At 52.2% G+C, this 18223-nt stretch carries 14 protein-coding genes; 4 read left to right on the top strand and 10 right to left on the bottom strand.

What is annotated here, in order from left to right; genetic code table 11:
* The first annotated feature begins 153 nt into the window (after positions 1-153).
* From asnS to aspC, 3 genes are all read left to right on the top strand, one after another.
* Positions 154-1554, top strand: a complete 1401-nt coding sequence (asnS, locus tag AL515_RS09595) for an asparagine--tRNA ligase (RefSeq protein ID WP_048212128.1) — start codon at positions 154-156, stop codon at positions 1552-1554.
* Between the two features lie 613 nt (positions 1555-2167).
* Positions 2168-3244 (top strand): porin OmpF, encoded by a 1077-nt coding sequence (ompF, locus tag AL515_RS09585; protein WP_061067625.1) that lies wholly within the window; start codon positions 2168-2170, stop codon positions 3242-3244.
* A 183-nt stretch (positions 3245-3427) separates the two neighbouring features.
* Positions 3428-4618, top strand: coding sequence for an aspartate transaminase (aspC, locus tag AL515_RS09580; protein ID WP_061067624.1), 1191 nt, complete (start codon positions 3428-3430; stop codon positions 4616-4618).
* Between the two features lie 52 nt (positions 4619-4670).
* On the opposite strand, the gene AL515_RS09575 is transcribed toward aspC, so the two are convergent.
* The 7 genes from AL515_RS09575 to cmoM form a co-directional block, all read right to left on the bottom strand.
* Positions 4671-5318 carry an MBL fold metallo-hydrolase gene (locus AL515_RS09575; protein ID WP_003831949.1) on the bottom strand — a complete coding sequence of 216 codons (648 nt, stop codon included), beginning with the start codon at positions 5316-5318 and terminating at the stop codon, positions 4671-4673.
* A 28-nt stretch (positions 5319-5346) separates the two neighbouring features.
* Positions 5347-5895, bottom strand: coding sequence for a YcbK family protein (locus tag AL515_RS09570; protein WP_003831948.1), 549 nt, complete (start codon positions 5893-5895; stop codon positions 5347-5349).
* Between the two features lie 176 nt (positions 5896-6071).
* Complete coding sequence (gene ldtD, locus AL515_RS09560) at positions 6072-7823, bottom strand: L,D-transpeptidase (RefSeq protein WP_061067623.1); 1752 nt, start codon at positions 7821-7823, stop codon at positions 6072-6074.
* A gap of 261 nt (positions 7824-8084) precedes the next feature.
* The gene (gene mukB / locus AL515_RS09555; RefSeq protein WP_061067622.1) at positions 8085-12545 is read right to left on the bottom strand and encodes a chromosome partition protein MukB; all 4461 of its coding nucleotides are present in this window, start codon (positions 12543-12545) and stop codon (positions 8085-8087) included.
* On the bottom strand, positions 12545-13249 hold the full coding sequence (mukE, locus tag AL515_RS09550) for a chromosome partition protein MukE (RefSeq protein ID WP_061067621.1): 705 nt from the start codon (positions 13247-13249) through the stop codon (positions 12545-12547). Before mukE ends, mukB begins: the two co-directional genes overlap by 1 nt.
* Complete coding sequence (gene mukF, locus AL515_RS09545; protein WP_048212134.1) at positions 13230-14552, bottom strand: chromosome partition protein MukF; 1323 nt, start codon at positions 14550-14552, stop codon at positions 13230-13232. The genes mukE and mukF overlap by 20 nt, the downstream gene beginning before the upstream one ends.
* 3 nt (positions 14553-14555) lie before the next feature.
* Positions 14556-15335, bottom strand: a complete 780-nt coding sequence (cmoM, locus tag AL515_RS09540) for a tRNA uridine 5-oxyacetic acid(34) methyltransferase CmoM (RefSeq protein WP_040231810.1) — start codon at positions 15333-15335, stop codon at positions 14556-14558.
* 135 nt (positions 15336-15470) lie between these two features.
* Between cmoM and elyC the strand changes: the two genes are divergently transcribed.
* On the top strand, positions 15471-16247 hold the full coding sequence (gene elyC, locus AL515_RS09535) for an envelope biogenesis factor ElyC (protein WP_061067620.1): 777 nt from the start codon (positions 15471-15473) through the stop codon (positions 16245-16247).
* Here the strand turns inward: elyC and AL515_RS09530 are convergent.
* The 3 genes from AL515_RS09530 to ycaR form a co-directional block, all read right to left on the bottom strand.
* Entirely contained in the window at positions 16224-17117 is an 894-nt protein-coding gene (locus AL515_RS09530) for a YcbJ family phosphotransferase (RefSeq protein WP_005123553.1), read from the bottom strand. The genes elyC and AL515_RS09530 overlap by 24 nt on opposite strands.
* Positions 17118-17280: 163 nt before the next feature.
* Positions 17281-18027 carry a 3-deoxy-manno-octulosonate cytidylyltransferase gene (gene kdsB / locus AL515_RS09525; RefSeq protein ID WP_048212136.1) on the bottom strand — a complete coding sequence of 249 codons (747 nt, stop codon included), beginning with the start codon at positions 18025-18027 and terminating at the stop codon, positions 17281-17283.
* The gene (gene ycaR / locus AL515_RS09520) at positions 18024-18206 is read right to left on the bottom strand and encodes a protein YcaR (protein ID WP_003035793.1); all 183 of its coding nucleotides are present in this window, start codon (positions 18204-18206) and stop codon (positions 18024-18026) included. The genes kdsB and ycaR overlap by 4 nt, the downstream gene beginning before the upstream one ends.
* Positions 18207-18223 lie beyond the last annotated feature (17 nt).

The raw sequence follows: 18223 nt of genomic DNA, 5'->3' as shown, positions 1-18223 counted from the left end.
GCCACTTTGGCTCCCTTTTCACGTTTATTTCCGAAATCTTTCACTCCAGCTACGAATTCTGCTTGTCTGATTGCAGATGCCAGGTAACATAGGTATCCCCCCATTACGGGTGGACATGTGTTTATATATCCGACTATTAACAGAGAGAATATTATGAGCGTTGTGCCTGTAGCCGACGTACTCCAGGGCCGCGTAGCCGTTGACAGCGAAGTCACCGTGCGCGGATGGGTGCGTACCCGCCGAGATTCAAAAGCTGGCATCTCCTTCCTCGCCGTTTATGACGGTTCCTGCTTTGATCCTGTACAGGCCGTCATCAATAATTCTCTGCCCAATTACAATCAGGACGTGCTGCGCCTGACGACGGGTTGTTCAGTTATCGTAACGGGTAAAGTCGTTGCATCACCTGGACAAGGACAGAGCTTTGAAATTCAGGCCACTGAAGTTGAAGTCGCGGGCTGGGTTGAAGATCCTGATACCTACCCAATGGCGGCTAAGCGTCACAGCATTGAGTATCTGCGTGAAGTGGCGCATATGCGTCCGCGCACCAATATGATTGGTGCGGTAGCGCGCGTACGTCATACGCTGGCGCAAGCGCTGCATCGCTTCTTCCACGAGCAGGGTTTCTTTTGGGTATCTACTCCGCTGATCACCGCTTCCGATACGGAAGGTGCGGGTGAAATGTTCCGTGTTTCTACGCTGGATCTGGAAAACCTGCCGCGTAACGATCAGGGTAAAGTCGATTTCGATAAAGACTTCTTTGGTAAGGAAGCGTTCCTGACCGTTTCCGGTCAGTTGAACGGTGAAACTTACGCCTGCGCCCTGTCCAAAATTTATACCTTTGGACCGACTTTCCGTGCGGAAAACTCCAACACCAGCCGTCACCTCGCAGAGTTTTGGATGCTTGAGCCGGAAGTCGCTTTTGCCGATCTGAACGATGTTGCAGGTCTGGCTGAAGCAATGCTGAAATACGCGTTCAAAGCCGTACTGGAAGAACGTGCGGATGATATGAAGTTCTTCGCCGAACGTGTCGACAAAGACGCGGTATCACGCCTGGAACGTTTTATTGATGCTGACTTCGCGCAGGTGGATTACACCGATGCGGTAAGCATCCTGGAAAAATGCGGCAAACAGTTCGAAAACCCGGTTTACTGGGGTGTCGATCTGTCTTCTGAGCATGAACGCTATCTTGCCGAAGAACACTTTAAAGCGCCTGTGGTTGTTAAAAACTATCCGAAAGATATTAAGGCGTTTTATATGCGCCTTAACGACGACGGTAAAACCGTTGCGGCAATGGACGTGCTGGCACCGGGAATCGGTGAAATCATCGGTGGTTCTCAGCGTGAAGAGCGTCTGGACGTGCTGGATGCCCGTATGCTGGAGATGGGTCTGAACAAAGAAGATTACTGGTGGTATCGCGATCTGCGTCGCTACGGTACCGTTCCGCATTCCGGTTTTGGTTTGGGCTTTGAGCGTCTGATCGCTTATGTCACCGGCGTACAGAACGTCCGCGATGTTATTCCGTTCCCGCGTACACCGCGTAACGCCAGCTTCTAACGTTGTCGCTTTAATCATAAAGGCCAGCACTGCTGGCCTTTTTTCGTTCAGCGCATTGCTGTATTTGTCGCCTTAGATGGACTCTCATCCCGCACTAAACTCAACCCGTAAATTCCCCCTTCCTGTTACGCAATGTTTCACTGCAACATTTGAGAACAAAAAATAATCACTATTTTTATTGTGGATTAGCACTTCATGATCAAATAGAGCATTTATTACCCATTCGCACGGCATTCTGGACGGCCAAAATATGCATTTGTAAAAATGGTTCTTTTTTGCGGGGCTAGATAAAAATGTCGTTAGCAAAATTAAGTATAAGAAAATCATATAAATAGATAAAACTGAGCAAAATTCAATCGCAGGGACACCTGAAATTTGAAGTCGTTCACAAAGTTGCATAAAAATAACATTTTGTTACACATTTTTTCTTTTTGAAACCAAATCTTTATATTTGTAGCACTTTGAGAGTAGCGAAACGGTAGTTTGAATGGAAAGATGCCTGCAGACACATAAAGACACCAAACTCTCATCAATAGTTCCGTAAATTTTTATTGACGGAATTTATTGGCGGCAGTGGCAGGTGTCATATAAAAACCGATGAGGGTAATAAATAATGATGAAGCGCAATATTCTTGCAGTGGTTATCCCTGCTCTGCTGGTAGCCGGGGCAGCTAACGCTGCAGAAGTTTATAACAAAGATGGCAATAAAGTAGACATCTACGGTAAAGCTGTAGGTCTGCACTATTTTTCCAAGCACAACGGTGACAACGCCTACGCACCTAATGGCGATCAGACTTACGCCCGTCTTGGTTTCAAAGGGGAAACTCAGATTAACGACCAGCTGACCGGTTACGGCCAGTGGGAATACCAGTTCAGCGGCAATAACTCCGAAGGCGGTGACGACTCTCAGAATGGGAACAAAACCCGTCTGGCGTTTGCTGGTCTGAAATTCGGTGACGCAGGTTCCTTCGATTACGGTCGTAACTACGGCGTCGTATACGATGCACTGGGTTACACCGATATGCTGCCAGAATTCGGTGGCGATACTGCGGCTTCCGACCAGTTCTTCTCTCAGCGTAACGGTGGCCTCGCGACTTACCGTAACTCCAACTTCTTCGGTCTGGTTGAAGGCCTGAACTTCGCTGTTCAGTACCTGGGTAAAAACGAGCGTGATGACGTTCGTCGCTCTAATGGTGACGGCGTTGGCGGTTCTGTAAGCTACGAATACGAAGGCTTCGGTATCGTCGGTGCATACGGCGCGGCTGACCGTACCGATGCCCAGCAAAACCCGCTTCTGCGCGGCCATGGCGACAAAGCTGAGCAGTGGGCTACCGGCGTGAAATACGATGCTAACAACATCTACCTGGCAGCGAACTACAGCGAAACCCGCAACGCAACCCGCATTTCTAACGGTTATGCGAACAAAACTGAAGACGTACTGTTAGTTGCTCAGTACCAGTTCGACTTCGGCCTGCGTCCGTCCCTCGCCTATACCAAATCTAAAGGTAAGGATATCGAAGGTATCGGTGACGTAGATCTGGTGAACTACTTCGAAGTGGGCGCGACTTACTACTTCAACAAAAACATGTCCACCTATGTTGATTACATCATCAACCAGATCGATTCTGACAACAAACTGGGCGTAGGCTCTGACGACACCGTTGCAGTGGGTATCGTTTACCAGTTCTAATAGCAGACCTCTTTGCTAAATGCCTAAAAAACAGGACTTCGGTCCTGTTTTTTTATATCCGCCAGCGGATTCTTGCGTCTTCAAAAAACACCCCTGCTTTTCGTCACTAACGGTTGGCATTTTGTAAATCTACCGTTAACCTGATAGCGGACTTCCCTTCTGTAACCACAATGGAACCTCGTCATGTTTGAGAACATTACCGCCGCTCCTGCCGACCCCATTTTGGGCCTGGCTGATTTGTTTCGTGCCGATGACCGCCCGGGGAAAATAAACCTCGGAATCGGTGTATATAAAGATGAGACAGGCAAAACGCCGGTACTGACCAGCGTTAAAAAAGCCGAGCAATATATCCTGGAAAATGAAACCACCAAAAACTATCTTGGCATTGACGGTATTCCAGAGTTTGGTCGCTGCACTCAGGAATTACTGTTTGGTAAAGAAAGTGCTCTGATTAATGAAAAACGCGCGCGTACCGCACAGACCCCTGGTGGTACGGGCGCCCTGCGTGTGGCCGCTGATTTCCTGGCAAAAAACACCAGCGCAAAACGCGTGTGGGTCAGCAACCCAAGCTGGCCGAACCATAAGAGCGTATTTAATTCTGCTGGTCTGGAAGTGCGTGAATATAACTATTACGATGCTGCAAACCATTCACTGGACTTTGATGCATTGCTGGCAAGCCTGGCTGAAGCACAAGCTGGCGACGTCGTATTATTCCACGGATGCTGCCACAATCCGACCGGTATCGATCCGACGCTGGAGCAGTGGCAAACGCTGGCTCAGCTGTCAGTCGAAAAAGGTTGGTTACCACTGTTCGACTTCGCCTACCAGGGCTTCGCGCGTGGTCTGGAAGAAGATGCAGAGGGTCTGCGTGCATTCGCCGCGCTGCATAAAGAGCTGATTGTCGCCAGCTCCTATTCCAAAAACTTTGGTCTGTACAATGAGCGCGTAGGTGCCTGTACACTGGTTGCAGCTGATGCTGAAACCGTTGACCGTGCCTTTAGCCAGATGAAATCGGTAATTCGTGCGAACTACTCCAACCCGCCAGCCCACGGTGCATCCGTAGTCGCCACAATTCTGAGCAACGATGCACTGCGTGCCATCTGGGAACAGGAACTGACTGACATGCGCCAACGCATTCAGCGCATGCGTTTACTGTTTGTCAATACGCTGCAGGAGAAAGGTGCAAACCGCGACTTCAGCTTTATCATCAAACAGAACGGTATGTTCTCTTTCAGCGGCCTGACAAAAGAACAGGTTCTGCGTCTGCGTGAAGAGTTTGGTGTCTATGCCGTCGCTTCCGGACGTGTAAACGTCGCAGGAATGACGCCAGATAACATGGCACCGCTGTGCGAAGCGATTGTCGCAGTGCTGTAATTTATTGCGCATAAAAAGGCCGCAATCGCGGCCTTTTTATTTATCTGCGGTGTTACCAGACTGGCATTTCATCCTGCAGGAACGGGTTATGTAGCCGTTCGTTACCCAGCGTAGAAAGTGGGCCGTGACCCGGGATAAACGTCACGTCATCACCCAATGGCAAGAGTTTACGTTTAATCGAATCAATCAATTGGCTGTGATCCCCACGCGGGAAATCACTGCGCCCTACGCCACCTTTGAAAATCACGTCGCCTGAAATCAGTAACTTTGATTGTTCATCAAAGAAGACAACATGCCCTGGCGTGTGACCCGGGCAATGCAGCACCTGTAAGGTTACGTTGCCGACGCTAATCCGATCGCCTTCGTTTAGCCAGCGATCGGGCGTCAACGGCTCACAATCGCCCAAGCCAAACATGCGGCTCTGAGCAGGGAGCCCCTGTAACCAGAACTCATCTTCTTTTTCCGGACCAATAACCGGAACACCATAATGCTGTGCCAGTTCAGCCGCTGCCCCTACATGGTCAAGATGTCCATGGGTAAGCAGGATCTGCATGAGCGTCAAACCGCTGGCATCGACTTCCTGTTTGATTTTCTCGGCATCACCGCCGGGATCGACCAGTGCGGCCAGACGCGTCTGCTCACACCAGATTAGCGAGCAGTTCTGGGCGAATGCAGTGACCGGAATAATACGATAGTTCATACAGCTCCTGTTTCATTAAGCTTACGGATCACCAGTGCCGTGCAGGCCCGGTGTCGATATGCACAAAGTTACTGCTGGGGTAGTATCCTACACCACCTGCGCGCATAGATAACGCAGCTTTGCGAATATTGCTTAATGCGATGCCTTCAATGTGGAAATCCATGGCCTGGCCTTTCGTGTGGTAGCTTTTCTTTGCCACACCACGACTGCGTGCACGGAGTTCGTTATTGGTATCGATGGAACGATAGCCGGAGATCAGTTGTACGGGTTTACGCGTACCCAGCAATCCCTGCAGACGGAAGAGTTGATCAAACAATCCCGGGTCGATGGATTTCACTTTATTCGCCCGAAAGTCACGGAAAAAGTGATTAAGTTTTGCTAATTCGTCCTGAATATAGCCCCTGCCATCAAAAAACTCTGCTTTTATTGACTCACCGGTATGCAGGTTATTCAGAGTCAATATACGCGGACGTGGGGTGGAGAGTGTAGCAAACGCAGGCGTAGGCAGGATGGCAGCGCCGAGGGCAATGCCACCAAGCGCCAGCAGTTTGCGGCGATTAGCGTCAAATTTGTCCATGGTATTAAGGTCTACAGGTCAATGTTATCGTATGTATGCTCTAGCGCACGCGGGAAACCTTATCTGGCTAAGTAGTCCACGTCAAGGCTCCCAAACCCAGGAAATACGGGGCTTGCAGCCATCCTGCCCCGTTTTCGTCATAACTTACGACAATCATTTTCCTCGAACTGCTTCATTTATCTGATTAATTGCTCAGCTTTCGACATGATTTGTGCGCTGGATCGCGCTGTCTGATCGTAATTGTAAATATCTGTTCGATACTGCGTACGTCCATCGCTTCCCACAAAGGCAGTCAGATAGTACAGGTTGACCGGAATATTCTGGCGGATATTTACATACCGCGTATCCCCTTGCTTCAGGGCATCCGAGATGCGCGTATCATTCCAGCCAGCATCCTGCAGCAGCATATTCGCCAGTTCCGAGGCCTTATTCACGCGCACACAGCCAGAACTTAGCGCCCGAGTATCCTTCTGGAACAAATTATGGTTTGGCGTATCGTGCAGATAAATGGCGTCCGAACTCGGCATATTGAATTTATAGCGACCCAGCGAATTACGCGCGCCCGGTGCCTGCTGGAAGCGGAACGGCAGATTTGAGGCGGTGATTGTAGCCCAGTCAACCTGCCACGGATCTATCGTCTCTTTGCTGTTCCAGCCGCGCATTACAGTATACCCGTGACGCTCAAGGTACCCCGGATCGTTCCACAATTTAGGCAGAATATCTTTTCGGGCCAGCGTCGGCGGCACGTTCCACGGTGGATTTACAACCACATTATTCAACGCGCTGCTCATCATCGGCGTTTTACGATCGGGACGTCCGACAATAACACGGGAAGCCAGCACCTGATTTCCGTTCTGATAATAAACCAGCGAGTAGGCTGGGATGTTTACCATGATGCCGGTAGACAGATCGCTCGGCAGCAGGCGCAAACGCTGAATATTTAACGCCAGTACGCCCGCGCGTTGAGCAGGCGTCACGTTCAGCCAGTCACGCGTCGCAGGGCCAATCGTGCCATCGGCCCCCAGCCCCTGCCATGTCTGAAAACGTTTCACCGCGTCAACAAGTTCGCGATCGTAGACGCTACGCCCTTCTTTGGCAGAAGTGCTGACACCGACGTTCAGCATTCCGGTACGACGCAGAATTTCGCGCAGCGCCGGGATATCATTACTCCATTCACCGGGACGTAACGTCGTGGTGCTGGTTAACCGTGGCCAGGGTCGCGAATCCCCCACCAGCTTCAGCAACGACTCATGCATCGCAGCATACTGTGGATGCTGAGGTGTAAGGCTGGTGATAAATGAAGTTAGCTGACCGTTGTCCAGCGCTACCTGCCATTGGTTAACAACGGAGAGCGGTGGCGTTGCCAGTGCATAAGGCTTATCGCTGTAGAGCCAGCGGCTACCTTTGACGGGGATATTGGCAATAAAGTGCAGATAGCCCATCATCGCATCAGAAAGCACAGTATCACGTGCCAGGCCTGTAACTGCCGGGTCAGTCAGTAACGCAACCCAGGCGTTAAACTGCGGCTGAAACCCGGCAATCGCCACCTCGGCTAACTGTTGTTGAAAGGCTTTTACCGCATCACGATTTTCCCACATCGGTTTCATTTCGCGTGCGGCATACAGTAATTCCAGCTGGCTCATATAAACCGGCGTATAGCCTGCTGGTAGCTGAGATTGCAATTCAGCGCGGGCTTTGTCCACAGATGTGCCATTGGGCAGAGACTGAATTCCCGCCATCACACCTGTCGCGTAAGATTGTACCTGCGGTTGCGATAACGCTGTAGGCTGTTCGCTGACGGCCGCAGAGCTGTCGCCAGGAATCATTTCAGGCTCATCAGCCTGCGCGTTGAACAGTGGAGCGAATGTTACGGCCAGGCACAAACTGATTGCCGACAGCCGACGACCACACATTTTATTAAGCAACATCCCTTGCCCCCTGTTTTCTTTATCATACTTTGAGTAGCCAGACCGCCTGTATTCCCCATTACTCTCAAGGGAGCGGGCCTGTAAAACGCCAATACATTCTGAAGTATGACGAGCAAGCCCGGTGACGCGTTAGGCTTACCTTCAGTATATAAACATCAAATCATTTTTGCCTAACCTAATGTAAAGAAGTCTAAAGAAATTACACCAGGTATCATGTGCATATCGGAAAAGAAAAAGGCGGCTTTAGCGCCGCCTTTTTACTTAGCTTGCCTGCGAAGAGGCATCTTCTATCCCAGGTAAGGGCTCAGGTAACTGAGGGGCAAAACCACGCAGACCCACCACATGAACGTGTTCGGTGTTCTGGAAGACTTTACGCACCAGTTTGTAGGTTGTGCCTTTCTCCGGGCTGATATTTTCCGGCGCAGCAATAATCAGCTGCATCTGCAAACGCTCGCACAGTTCAAACAGGGTTGCGATGGAGCGGGCATCAAGTCGTGCGGCTTCATCAAGGAACAACAGGCGGCATGGCGAGATATCTTTCCCACGCAGTCTACGCCCTTCATCTTCCCAGCTTTGAACAACCATCACGAGGATTGACATCCCGGTACCGATCGCTTCCCCTGTGGACAGGGCGCCCGATTCGGCACGCAGCCAACCGTCAGAACCACGGTTAACCTCAACTTCCATTTCCAGGTAGTTGCGGTAGTCGAGCAGTTCTTCACCAATGGTTTGCGGCGTACGCTGTCCCATGTCAATCTGCGGATTCAGACGCTGATACAGCTTCGCCAGCGCTTCAGAGAAGGTCAGACGATTGCTGTTAAACAGATCCTGGTGCTGCTCATGCTGCTCGGAGAGTACGTCCAGCAAGGTGGCATGCGTCTCGCGTACGTTGACGTTCAGACGAACGCTGTTTACCTGGCCAAACGACACGCTTTGCAGACCCTGGTTCAACATACGAATACGGTTCTGTTCGCGCTGAATTGTCTTACGAATAATATTTGCCACGCTGCGAGAGCTGATGGCCAGCTTCTGTTCACGGGAGGTTAACTCTTCCGTCAGACGGCTCAATTCAATCTCCATCTGCTCGATGGCTTCAACCGGATCGTCGGTACGGATAATATCCTGGCGAATACGTTCACGCAGATGCTGGTAAACCGCAACAAAGAACTGAATTTTACGTTCTGGACGTTTTGGATCTTCAGACATGCGCAACACATCGCGCAGATGTTCGTTATCCGCAACCGCCAGACGTAGCGCACCGAGCGCCTTATCCGACATCGAACGCAGTTCGTCACCGGAAAGATAGGCCAACTCGCGACGGTGCAGACGACGTTCCACACCGTTATCTTTCACCATCCGCATCACCGCACACCAGCCGGCTTTCGCGGTCACCACCTGCTCACGCATTTCATGGTAATCGCGCTCAAGCTTGCGCAGCTTGCGGGTCAGGTTTTCCATCTCCGCTTCGCAGAAGGTTAGCGCTTTTTCCAGTTGGTTGCGACGAGCGCGGTTATTGCTGAGCTGCGCATGCAGTTCGTCACGACGGATACGCGCGCGCTCTTCGGCACCGCTGTCCGCACGAACGCCAATATCCTGCAGTTCACGTTGTAAATCGTTAAGCAGCTCTTTCTTGGTGTCATAAGAGCTTTTCAGCGAGGCCATAACCTGATTGTACTGGCTCAACTGCGCGGCATGGCTGCGCAACGCTTCACGGGCGCGGGTACGTTCAGCTTCCGCCTGTTCCAGACGCTCACGCAGTTTCTCATTCAGATCGCTGTTACCGCTGAGCATTTCGGCGGAGTCGGAATAGCTAAAGTGCGCCCGGCGCTGTACCACTTCGGTCAGGGCAAAAGCTTGCTGACGCGCATCACGCTGCATCTGCTGAGAATACGCGTAGTCTTCTTTCAGCTGTTCAAACTGCTCCGGGTCATTTTGCAGAACCGAAACCATCGGTTCCAGTTTGGCTAACTGGTTGCCGTGCTGCTGCACAAAACGCGCCGCTTCCTGGGCTTCATCCAGACGCTCACGAATTTCGTCCACACGATCGGCCAGCGTGTCATCTGCCAGCAAATTCAAACGCGGCAGCAGGCGGTTAAGAGCAGAAACCCCCTCTTTCGCCTGTTCAAACTGCATACGGCTTTGCTGATTATCATTTTCATGATTGGTCAGCGCACGTTCGAGTTCAACGCGACGGCTGTTCAGTTGGCGAATTTCCGCTTCCGGATCGGCTTCAAATGCCACCGACAGATGGCTGCCAATAAAGCGGCTAAACGCCTGGTGCAGACGTTGGGTTTTCTGGACGTCAAAGGAGAGCGTTGCAAAACGTTCAGACAGCCCTTCACGCTCGGCATGCAGGGTTTCGATACGGCTTTCGCGCGCAGCACGACCAAAAATCGGCACCGTCGGGAAGCGGGAATAACGCCACTGACGCTCGGCGGTTTTCACCACCACCGCTTTTTCAAGTTCATCGACGCTGAAAACGCTGTCATCAAACGACTGCGGATCCCCTTCGATGAAGTAGAGGTCTTCCGGGCAATCCGTCAGTCCATCAAGTTGCTCAGTAATCAGTGATAGATCCGGCACCACGATGGCATGGCGCGAAGGACCGTACAGCGCAGAGAAGTACGGCGCATCTTCAAGGCTAACATCGTCATAGATTTCAGACAGCAGCACGCCGCCGAAGCGTTCCGCCAGCGCATTGAGGCGCTGATCTTCCGCCCCGCCCGGCTGACTTAAACGTTCAATCTCTTCATCAACCGCATTTTTGCGCGCGCCGACTTCATCCCGCTCAACAATGGCTTCACGCTCGCGCTCCAGCAATTGTTGCAGATACTCGGTCACATCCTGGCTGGAGGTAAATTCTTCACCACACTGTTCGCTAAGCTGGTTCAGGCTATTTTGCGCGGCCAGCCAGACAGGCGCGCGTTTCATCAGATGCTGGATACGCGATTGCAGCTGCTCCTGCTCCTGACGCAGCGTCATACGCTGTTCGCTGGCAGACGAGACGCTGTCCGACAAGGCGGCGATACGCGCTTCCAGTTCCTGGTGCAGCGCTTCCAGCTCATCGATATCGAACTGTTTACCCTGACGCTTGCAGAATTCAGCCAGCAGACGCTCGGCTTCCTGCTGTTCGCGCAGACGCTGTTCCAGCTCGCTCAAACGCATGCGCAATGGCTGAACCTGTTCCGCCAGGTGCCGCTGTTCAACGCCTTCGCGCAGCAGCTCACGCGCCACGCTCCAGGCTTCACCACGCGCCAGCGGGCCGTTGATAGCCGCCACCAGTTGGTAAGCCTGTTCGAACTGGCTGTGCGCAGTTTGCGCCACGCTCATTTTTTGTTCCAGCGTCAGCAACTTCTCGGTCGCTTCCTGCTCTTTGGCCTGGAAGGTTTCCAGCCATTCAGCGGCGCTATCGGCGGTCAGATCCGGTAAGTGGCAAAGCTCTTTGGCTCGGCTCAGTGCCTGAATCGCCTGAGTGTACTGGATGGCGCGCGTTTGCTGGACGTCCAGCGCCTGCTGGTAATCGGCAAGCTGGCTTTTCAGCTCATCCACTTCCAGCTCGGCGGCTTCCGCACGGGCTTCATTCTCATCCTGACGATCGACAGCTTCTGCCACGACTTCATTTTGTTCTTCGAGGCGGATCTGCAACTCTTCGAGATCCGCTTCGTAGCGTTCAATTTTTTCCTGCTGACGCAACGCGGTTTGCACCAGATTCAGGTGATCGCTCGCGGCCTGATAATCCGCTTCCAGATCGCCTTCCGCGCCGTTATGCTCGCCCAGTTCACGCGCCATATCCACATGCTTATACTGCTCTGCGGCCAGCTGCTGGCGCGAGGTATACAGTTCACGACGATATTCCAGCGCTTTGTCGAGGTGAATACGACGTTCATTAGCGTGGCGCATATAATCTGCCGCCACATAGTTAGTCGCTTCGCTAATCAAATGCTTAAACAGGTCACGATCTGACTGGGTGACGCGAATCGCTTCCAGCGTCATGCGGTTTTCACGCAGCGCCGCTTCCATATCCTGGAACGCTTTACGCACGCCGCTGTTTTCTGGCAGCAGGTAATCGCGCAGTGAGCGAGTAATGGCGCTGGAGATACCGCCGTACAGCGAGGCTTCAATCAGACGGTAGAATTTACTACGGTCGGAGGCAGAGCGCAGACGACGGGCAATGATGCCCAAATCGAACATCAACGAGTGATAATCGGTTATCGAGTTGAACTGCTTAAACTGCACGCCTTCCATCTCATCAAGCTTCTCTTTTAGCTCAGCAAGAGACAGCACGCGAGCCTGCCGTTCGTTCAACGTTTCCGTGACCAGTTGGGTTGGCTGCACCGACATCGGTAACCCCTGAATCGCAAATGGCTTGATGTCCACTTTACGATCGCGCCCGGCAACCTGCTGCAGACGCACGCCAACGACCACACGCTGATGGCGCGAGTTGAGCACGTCAAGCATCGAGTAACAGACACCTGCTTTCAGCTTTCCGTGCAGACCTTTATCGCGTGAGCCGCTGGTTGCACCGGCTTCGGTGGTATTACGAAAATGCAGCAAGGTTAAGTCCGGGATAAGCGCTGTAACGAATGCCGCCATGGTGGTGGATTTACCCGCCCCGTTCCCGCCCGACAGCGTGGTAACCAGCTCATCAAGGTCAAACGTACGGGCAAAAAAACCATTCCAGTTAATCAGCGTAAGTGAGCGAAATTTACCGCGTTCAATCATTATTCTTCTTCTCCACTGTCCGGCTGATTCTCTTCAGGCTCATCGTTGAGCTGCAGGCGGTTCTCGACCGGCATCGCTTCGCCATCACGAATTAAGCGACGCTGCGCTTCGCGCGGATCGTCACCGCTGCGCACGTCCGCGCCAAAGCGGAAGACTGATTCCGTAATACGGAATTTGCTACTGTCGTGACCCATAAACCACACCATGCCTAAACGACGCAGGCGGTTAAGTGAAGAACGCACTTTTTCCTGGAGTTTCTGGCGATCAACGTCCGAACCGGTCGAACGGTTGTTCACCAGCTTCAGCAGTTTGGCTTCATCCGCCAGCGTTAGCAGCTCGTCGTACAGCTCTTGCTGAGTAAAAATTCCTTCGTTCGCCAGACGTTCCGGGCTGAGATAGAGATAGCAAAGAATTTTACCGACCATCATGTCCAGTTCAGACAGGACCGAACGGGGAATGAGCGTCGTTGAACGCGGACGAAGGTAGAAGAACCCTTCCGGCGCACGGATCAATTCCACGTTATAGCGGCTGTAAAACTCTTCAAAATATTCCTGAAAATCCATCAGGAAGGCATGATTATCCAGTTCATCCAGGCCGATATGACGACCCGAACGTAACGCGCTATCCAGCGCCGGAAATAACGGATTCGCCAGCGCCTGCGCCAGCTTGACCGACATCACTTGTTCAATATTTGTCAATGACATGCGCCTGTACCTTGGCTCCGTAATCATTAATCGGCTGCCATTTGGCTGGCAGTCCGGTGAAGTCTGCTTGCGCTACGCCAAGACGTACCGCCTGATCGATAACAATACGCGCAACGTCGAAGTGACGCGCACGTGGATATTGCGCCAGATACTCGCGCACGACCAATCCGAGATCCAGTGGCGTTTGTCTGGATTTATAGATAGCCAACTGCTCTTCGATAATTGCCGCCAGCTGTTCGCGGATCTCGTTAAATTCTTCATATTCCAGATCGGCCGGGAGCTCACCGGTGACCTCTTCATCACGCAGCACCATCTCTTCGTCACGCATATCCAGCAGACGATCGGCATTGGCATAGGTCAACGCCCACGGATCGTCAAAATAGCTCTGGACAGACTGACGTAAACGCTGGGCAAAGACGCGATTTTTGTCCATATCAATAGCGGTACGGATAAACTTGTGCACGTGACGATCGTAGCCGATCCACAAATCGATGGATTGCTGACCCCAGCTGATAATACGGTCGAGCTTGCTTTGCAGGTCGAACACCAGCCGGTCGACGAAATGCAAATCGTCATGAGCCATCGTCGCGTCCTGAATGCGTAACAAGTTCGCCTGGAGCTTATCGCCTGCGGCTTCCAGCGTATCCTGCAGTTCACGCAGCGTACCAGACGTTTCAGACAGCAGCATTTCACAGCTGGAAATTGCCGCCCGCCAGTCTTTGTTTAGCAACTGTGCGATGTCGTCTTTTACCTGCTGCTGCTGTTCATCCATGATGCGCTGGGTCAGATCGATACTGTCGAAAATTTCCGCTACCGAATACTTCAATGGTGCATAGACGTTGCGGTGCCAGTGGAATTCATCACCACCTTCTGCGGCGGCATCTGCCGCGCGCTTCAGCTCACCAGCAACAATCGACAACTGCATCGACAAACGCAATGTAGAGAATTCGCGCTGACGAATATAGTAATCCGTGATGCCAATCCCCAGCGGCGTTAAACGATAAATAGCGTTACCTTCCGCCTGCTCGCTGGTAAAGCGGTTCAGCAGACGTTGACGTACCATGTCGTTAATCGCGTTATTGGCGCGAACACCGATGGTTTCGCTGGTTTGCTCAAACGCATCACTCACATGGCGGAACGCATCCACCAGCTCGCCTTCGCTCATCTCACCGTCAAGTCGCTCACCGTTCAGCGTGGCTACCGCCAGCAGGAACGAAAGTCTGTCTACCGGCAGAGAGATGGAGAAGTCATTTTTTCTGGCCCAGGCAACCAGTTCGGGGACTGTCTGGGAAAATTCACTCATAGGTTATCCTTGCATCTGCGGTTTGCGCGCGGTGACATGAATATAGCGGCCAAGGCTGATATACGGTTCCTGGCGGCAATAGCGCGTTTCTAACTCAAGTAACATTTCATAACCGTCACGCTGTTGATGCTTATCTCGCAGATAATCATGAAACACGCGCACGCCTGTCTTACCGGTTATCTGCCAACCGATCTCTTCCAGCCACTGGTAAACCTGTCCTGGTTCACGCGGATAGTCTGGTGAAAGCGTACGTTTTTTACGTTTTGGCATCCCAACCTGCACATAGTCGAAATTCCCTGCGACCATGTTGTGCATCAGCAGACCGTTAGCATTGTAGAACATTAACGATAACGCGCCGCCGGGACGTAATACCGACCACAGGGTTTGCAGCACGCAAACCGGTTCGGCCACCCATTCCAGCACAGCATGAAACAATATCAGATCAACCGGGCTTTCCAAATGCGCAGCAACATCCTGAGCGGCGCATTGTATGAAATGCATGTTTCCGCTCACACCTTTTGCCTCTGCTGCCTGTTGCGCACGGGCGATCATCTCACCGGACAGGTCACATAATGTCACGAAGTGACCGCGCTCCGCCATTTTGATGGCCGTTTGCCCTTCGCCCCCACCCGCATCCAGAATATGTAATTTCTGTTCACCGAGCGTGGGCAGTAAGCGATCCAAATCCTGCCAGAGAATAGCCTGTCTTAATTGACCTTTGGTGGTGCCGTAAATGTTACGGGAAAACTTCTCTGCAATGTCATCAAAATTGCGATCCCGCATCGGGCTCTCCACAGGCTGGCTTTAGGGCGACTAAGTAAAACCGCTATTTTGTCACACCCACGCCGAGAATGAACCTTCCTGGTGTAATATCGCTGCAGATCCCCTGCTATATGGTTAAAAAAGGAACCAAAAAGGATGCTTTTTACGCTGAAGAAAGTGATTGGCGGTATGATGCTGCCGCTTCCGTTGATGCTGCTTGTGATGGGCATCGGCCTGGGGTTAATCTGGTTTAGCCGCTTTCAGAAAACGGGGAAAGTGTGTATCAGCCTGAGTTGGCTCGCACTTTTACTGCTTAGCCTGCAACCTGTCGCCGATCGTCTGCTGAAACCGCTTGAGGATAGTTATCCAACCTGGCAGGGTACGCAAAAAGTGGAGTACATTGTGGTGTTGGGTGGCGGATATACGTGGAATCCGCAGTGGGTGCCAAGTTCAAACCTGATCAACAACAGCCTTCCACGTCTGAATGAAGGTATTCGTTTATGGCGCGCAAACCCGGGCTCGAAGCTTATCTTTACCGGCGCTGCCGCAAAGACCAATAATGTCAGCACGGCTGAAGCTGGCGCTCGCGTGGCGCAGTCGCTGGGCGTGCCCCGCAGCGAGATCATTACGCTGGACAAACCTAAAGATACCGAAGAAGAAGCGATAGCAGTAAAACAGGCCATTGGCGATACGCCGTTCCTGCTGGTGACATCCGCATCGCACTTACCGCGTGCGATGATTTTCTTCCAGCAGGCCGGACTGCATCCGTTGCCTGCACCCGCTAATCAACTGGCCATCGATTCACCACTCAATCCGTGGGAGCGAGCAATTCCTTCGCCTGTCTGGCTAATGCATAGCGATCGTGTTGGTTACGAAACGTTGGGGCGCATCTGGCAGTGGCTAAAAGGTTCAGGCGAGCCACGGCAGCAGTGATTTCGTTGCCAGGTCAAAGTTGGAACGATTAAAACGTCCGGTATTGACCAGTTGCGCAACCTCATCCCATAACACATACAGCCAGCGCCGCCAGATGAACGACTCCGCCACTGGCGCGCGCTGCAGGTATTGCCATAGCAGGCTTTCCGCCAGCGCATTATCCATTAAGCGGAACAGTTCATATTCCCTGGGCGCCCACAGCATCAACCCCGGCCCCACCATTGCCAGAAGCTGATCGCTACGGGCGTCTTTAAGCATGCTGCGTAAGCTGAAATTACCGTGGATCAGCACGCAGTTATCATTGAATCCTTCAAATAAAGCGGGCAAACACTCACGGGTACGAAACAGGATCCGTTTGTCCTGCATCGTCAGCCCGGTATTGTTGAACTGACTTAACGTAGTCCACAACACCTCAACTCGCTGACGATACCAGGATGGCCAGATATTCTCTTGCGTGTTATCCACCATTCCCACACAGCCGCGGCTATCCTGTCGATGCCATGAAAGCAGACCTTCTACAATCTGATCCTTTAAATGTTCCCAGCGTTCGGGCGTTCTGGCTGGCGCTTCTACCGGCACACCGCGTAAACGCTCAAGCAACAGGACATCAGGGCCGGGATGCTCTTCGTGCGTTAAGACCCCATAAATGACTGGCATACGCACAGTCCCGCTGCGTGCCAGCATGGTGGTTTTCCATGCTAACTGCTGCGCCATCCCCGGTGTGGTGAAACTTCTCGCCATCAGTGGCATCGGATTTCCCTGGCTGTCATACAGTGACCACAGGGCCGTATCCACTTTTTCATTTACGCATTCAATACGACTGAGTTTTTCACCCAGCAGATGGCTGAGTTCGGCACGCAACTGTTCCATTTCAGATTGCCCTCATTAATGCTACTGCTTTCATAATGAGCGTCGTGCAGACAGATGTCACCCGGATGAGATCAATTGATGAAAAGAAAAGTGGAGGGAAAGCGTAACGATACGACACTCCTCCCAAAAATCGCATCACCGGGGGGGAGTGTCATGAGAAAAACTAACGCATTTCAGCGCGAACGCGCTCAAGGTCTTCGGCAGTGTCTACGCCGGTTCCTGGGACTTCTTTTGCGACGGCAACGTGAATTTTCTCGCCGTACCACAGCACACGCAGTTGCTCCAGCATTTCAATATGCTCAAGCGGACTCGGCTGCCAGTTTACATAACGGCGAATAAATCCGGCGCGATAACCGTAAATGCCCAAGTGACGCAGGAAGGTATCGCCCACCGTTTCGAGGCTTTTGGAAAAACGGTCGCGATCCCATGGGATCGTCGCACGGGAAAAATAGAGAGCATAACCTTCGGCATCCAGCACAACTTTTACCGCATTTGGATTAAACGCCTCTTCTGCGCTGTGAATCGGGGCTGCAAGGGTCGCCATACCAACCTGGCGCTGCGCCAGATTCTCAGCGACCTGACGAATAATGACCGCCGGGATCATCGGCTCATCACCCTGGACGTTCACAATAACGGTATCATCGCTAAAGCCACATTTCTCGACAACTTCCGCCAGTCGCTCCGTGCCAGACTGGTGATCGGCACGGGTCATGCACACTTCGCCACCCACCGCTTCTACCGCACGAGCGACATCTTCATGATCGGTGGCAACAATAATACGCTCGGCGCCAGATTCACGCGCACGTTCCAGGACATGCACAATCATGGGCTTGCCGTTGATATCCAGCAGCGGCTTACCCGGCAAACGTGTGGACGCATAACGCGCAGGAATAATGACCACAAAACTCATGATTTACTCTCATCAGCAGTCAGAACACGGGCTTCGGTTTCCAGCAAAACTGGAATGCCGTCGCGCAGTGGGAAAGCAAGGTTATCCAGTTTACAAATCAGTTCCTGTTTTTCCTGGTTAAACCAGAGTTTGCCATTGCATACCGGGCAGGCAATGATTTCAAGCAGACGATGATCCATAGTTCCTCCAGATGGAC

Source organism: Citrobacter sp. FDAARGOS_156 (genome assembly GCF_001559235.2).
Classification (GTDB): Bacteria; Pseudomonadota; Gammaproteobacteria; order Enterobacterales; family Enterobacteriaceae; genus Citrobacter; species Citrobacter youngae.
Note: the sequence above shows the minus strand (reverse complement) of the source record. Positions and strands in the feature narration are given on the sequence as shown.

What these genes read in the sequence shown, in the direction of transcription:
- elyC (WP_061067620.1), top strand. Translation starts at nt 15,471, where the DNA reads ATGCTTTTTACGCTGAAGAAAGTGATTGGCGGTATGATGCTGCCGCTT.
- ompF (WP_061067625.1), top strand. Translation starts at nt 2,168, where the DNA reads ATGATGAAGCGCAATATTCTTGCAGTGGTTATCCCTGCTCTGCTGGTA.
- asnS (WP_048212128.1), top strand. Translation starts at nt 154, where the DNA reads ATGAGCGTTGTGCCTGTAGCCGACGTACTCCAGGGCCGCGTAGCCGTT.
- mukB (WP_061067622.1), bottom strand. Translation starts at nt 12,545, where the DNA reads ATGATTGAACGCGGTAAATTTCGCTCACTTACGCTGATTAACTGGAAT.
- mukE (WP_061067621.1), bottom strand. Translation starts at nt 13,249, where the DNA reads ATGTCATTGACAAATATTGAACAAGTGATGTCGGTCAAGCTGGCGCAG.
- AL515_RS09570 (WP_003831948.1), bottom strand. Translation starts at nt 5,895, where the DNA reads ATGGACAAATTTGACGCTAATCGCCGCAAACTGCTGGCGCTTGGTGGC.
- AL515_RS09530 (WP_005123553.1), bottom strand. Translation starts at nt 17,117, where the DNA reads ATGGAACAGTTGCGTGCCGAACTCAGCCATCTGCTGGGTGAAAAACTC.
- ycaR (WP_003035793.1), bottom strand. Translation starts at nt 18,206, where the DNA reads ATGGATCATCGTCTGCTTGAAATCATTGCCTGCCCGGTATGCAATGGC.
- ldtD (WP_061067623.1), bottom strand. Translation starts at nt 7,823, where the DNA reads ATGTTGCTTAATAAAATGTGTGGTCGTCGGCTGTCGGCAATCAGTTTG.
- cmoM (WP_040231810.1), bottom strand. Translation starts at nt 15,335, where the DNA reads ATGCGGGATCGCAATTTTGATGACATTGCAGAGAAGTTTTCCCGTAAC.
- mukF (WP_048212134.1), bottom strand. Translation starts at nt 14,552, where the DNA reads ATGAGTGAATTTTCCCAGACAGTCCCCGAACTGGTTGCCTGGGCCAGA.
- AL515_RS09575 (WP_003831949.1), bottom strand. Translation starts at nt 5,318, where the DNA reads ATGAACTATCGTATTATTCCGGTCACTGCATTCGCCCAGAACTGCTCG.
- kdsB (WP_048212136.1), bottom strand. Translation starts at nt 18,027, where the DNA reads ATGAGTTTTGTGGTCATTATTCCTGCGCGTTATGCGTCCACACGTTTG.
- aspC (WP_061067624.1), top strand. Translation starts at nt 3,428, where the DNA reads ATGTTTGAGAACATTACCGCCGCTCCTGCCGACCCCATTTTGGGCCTG.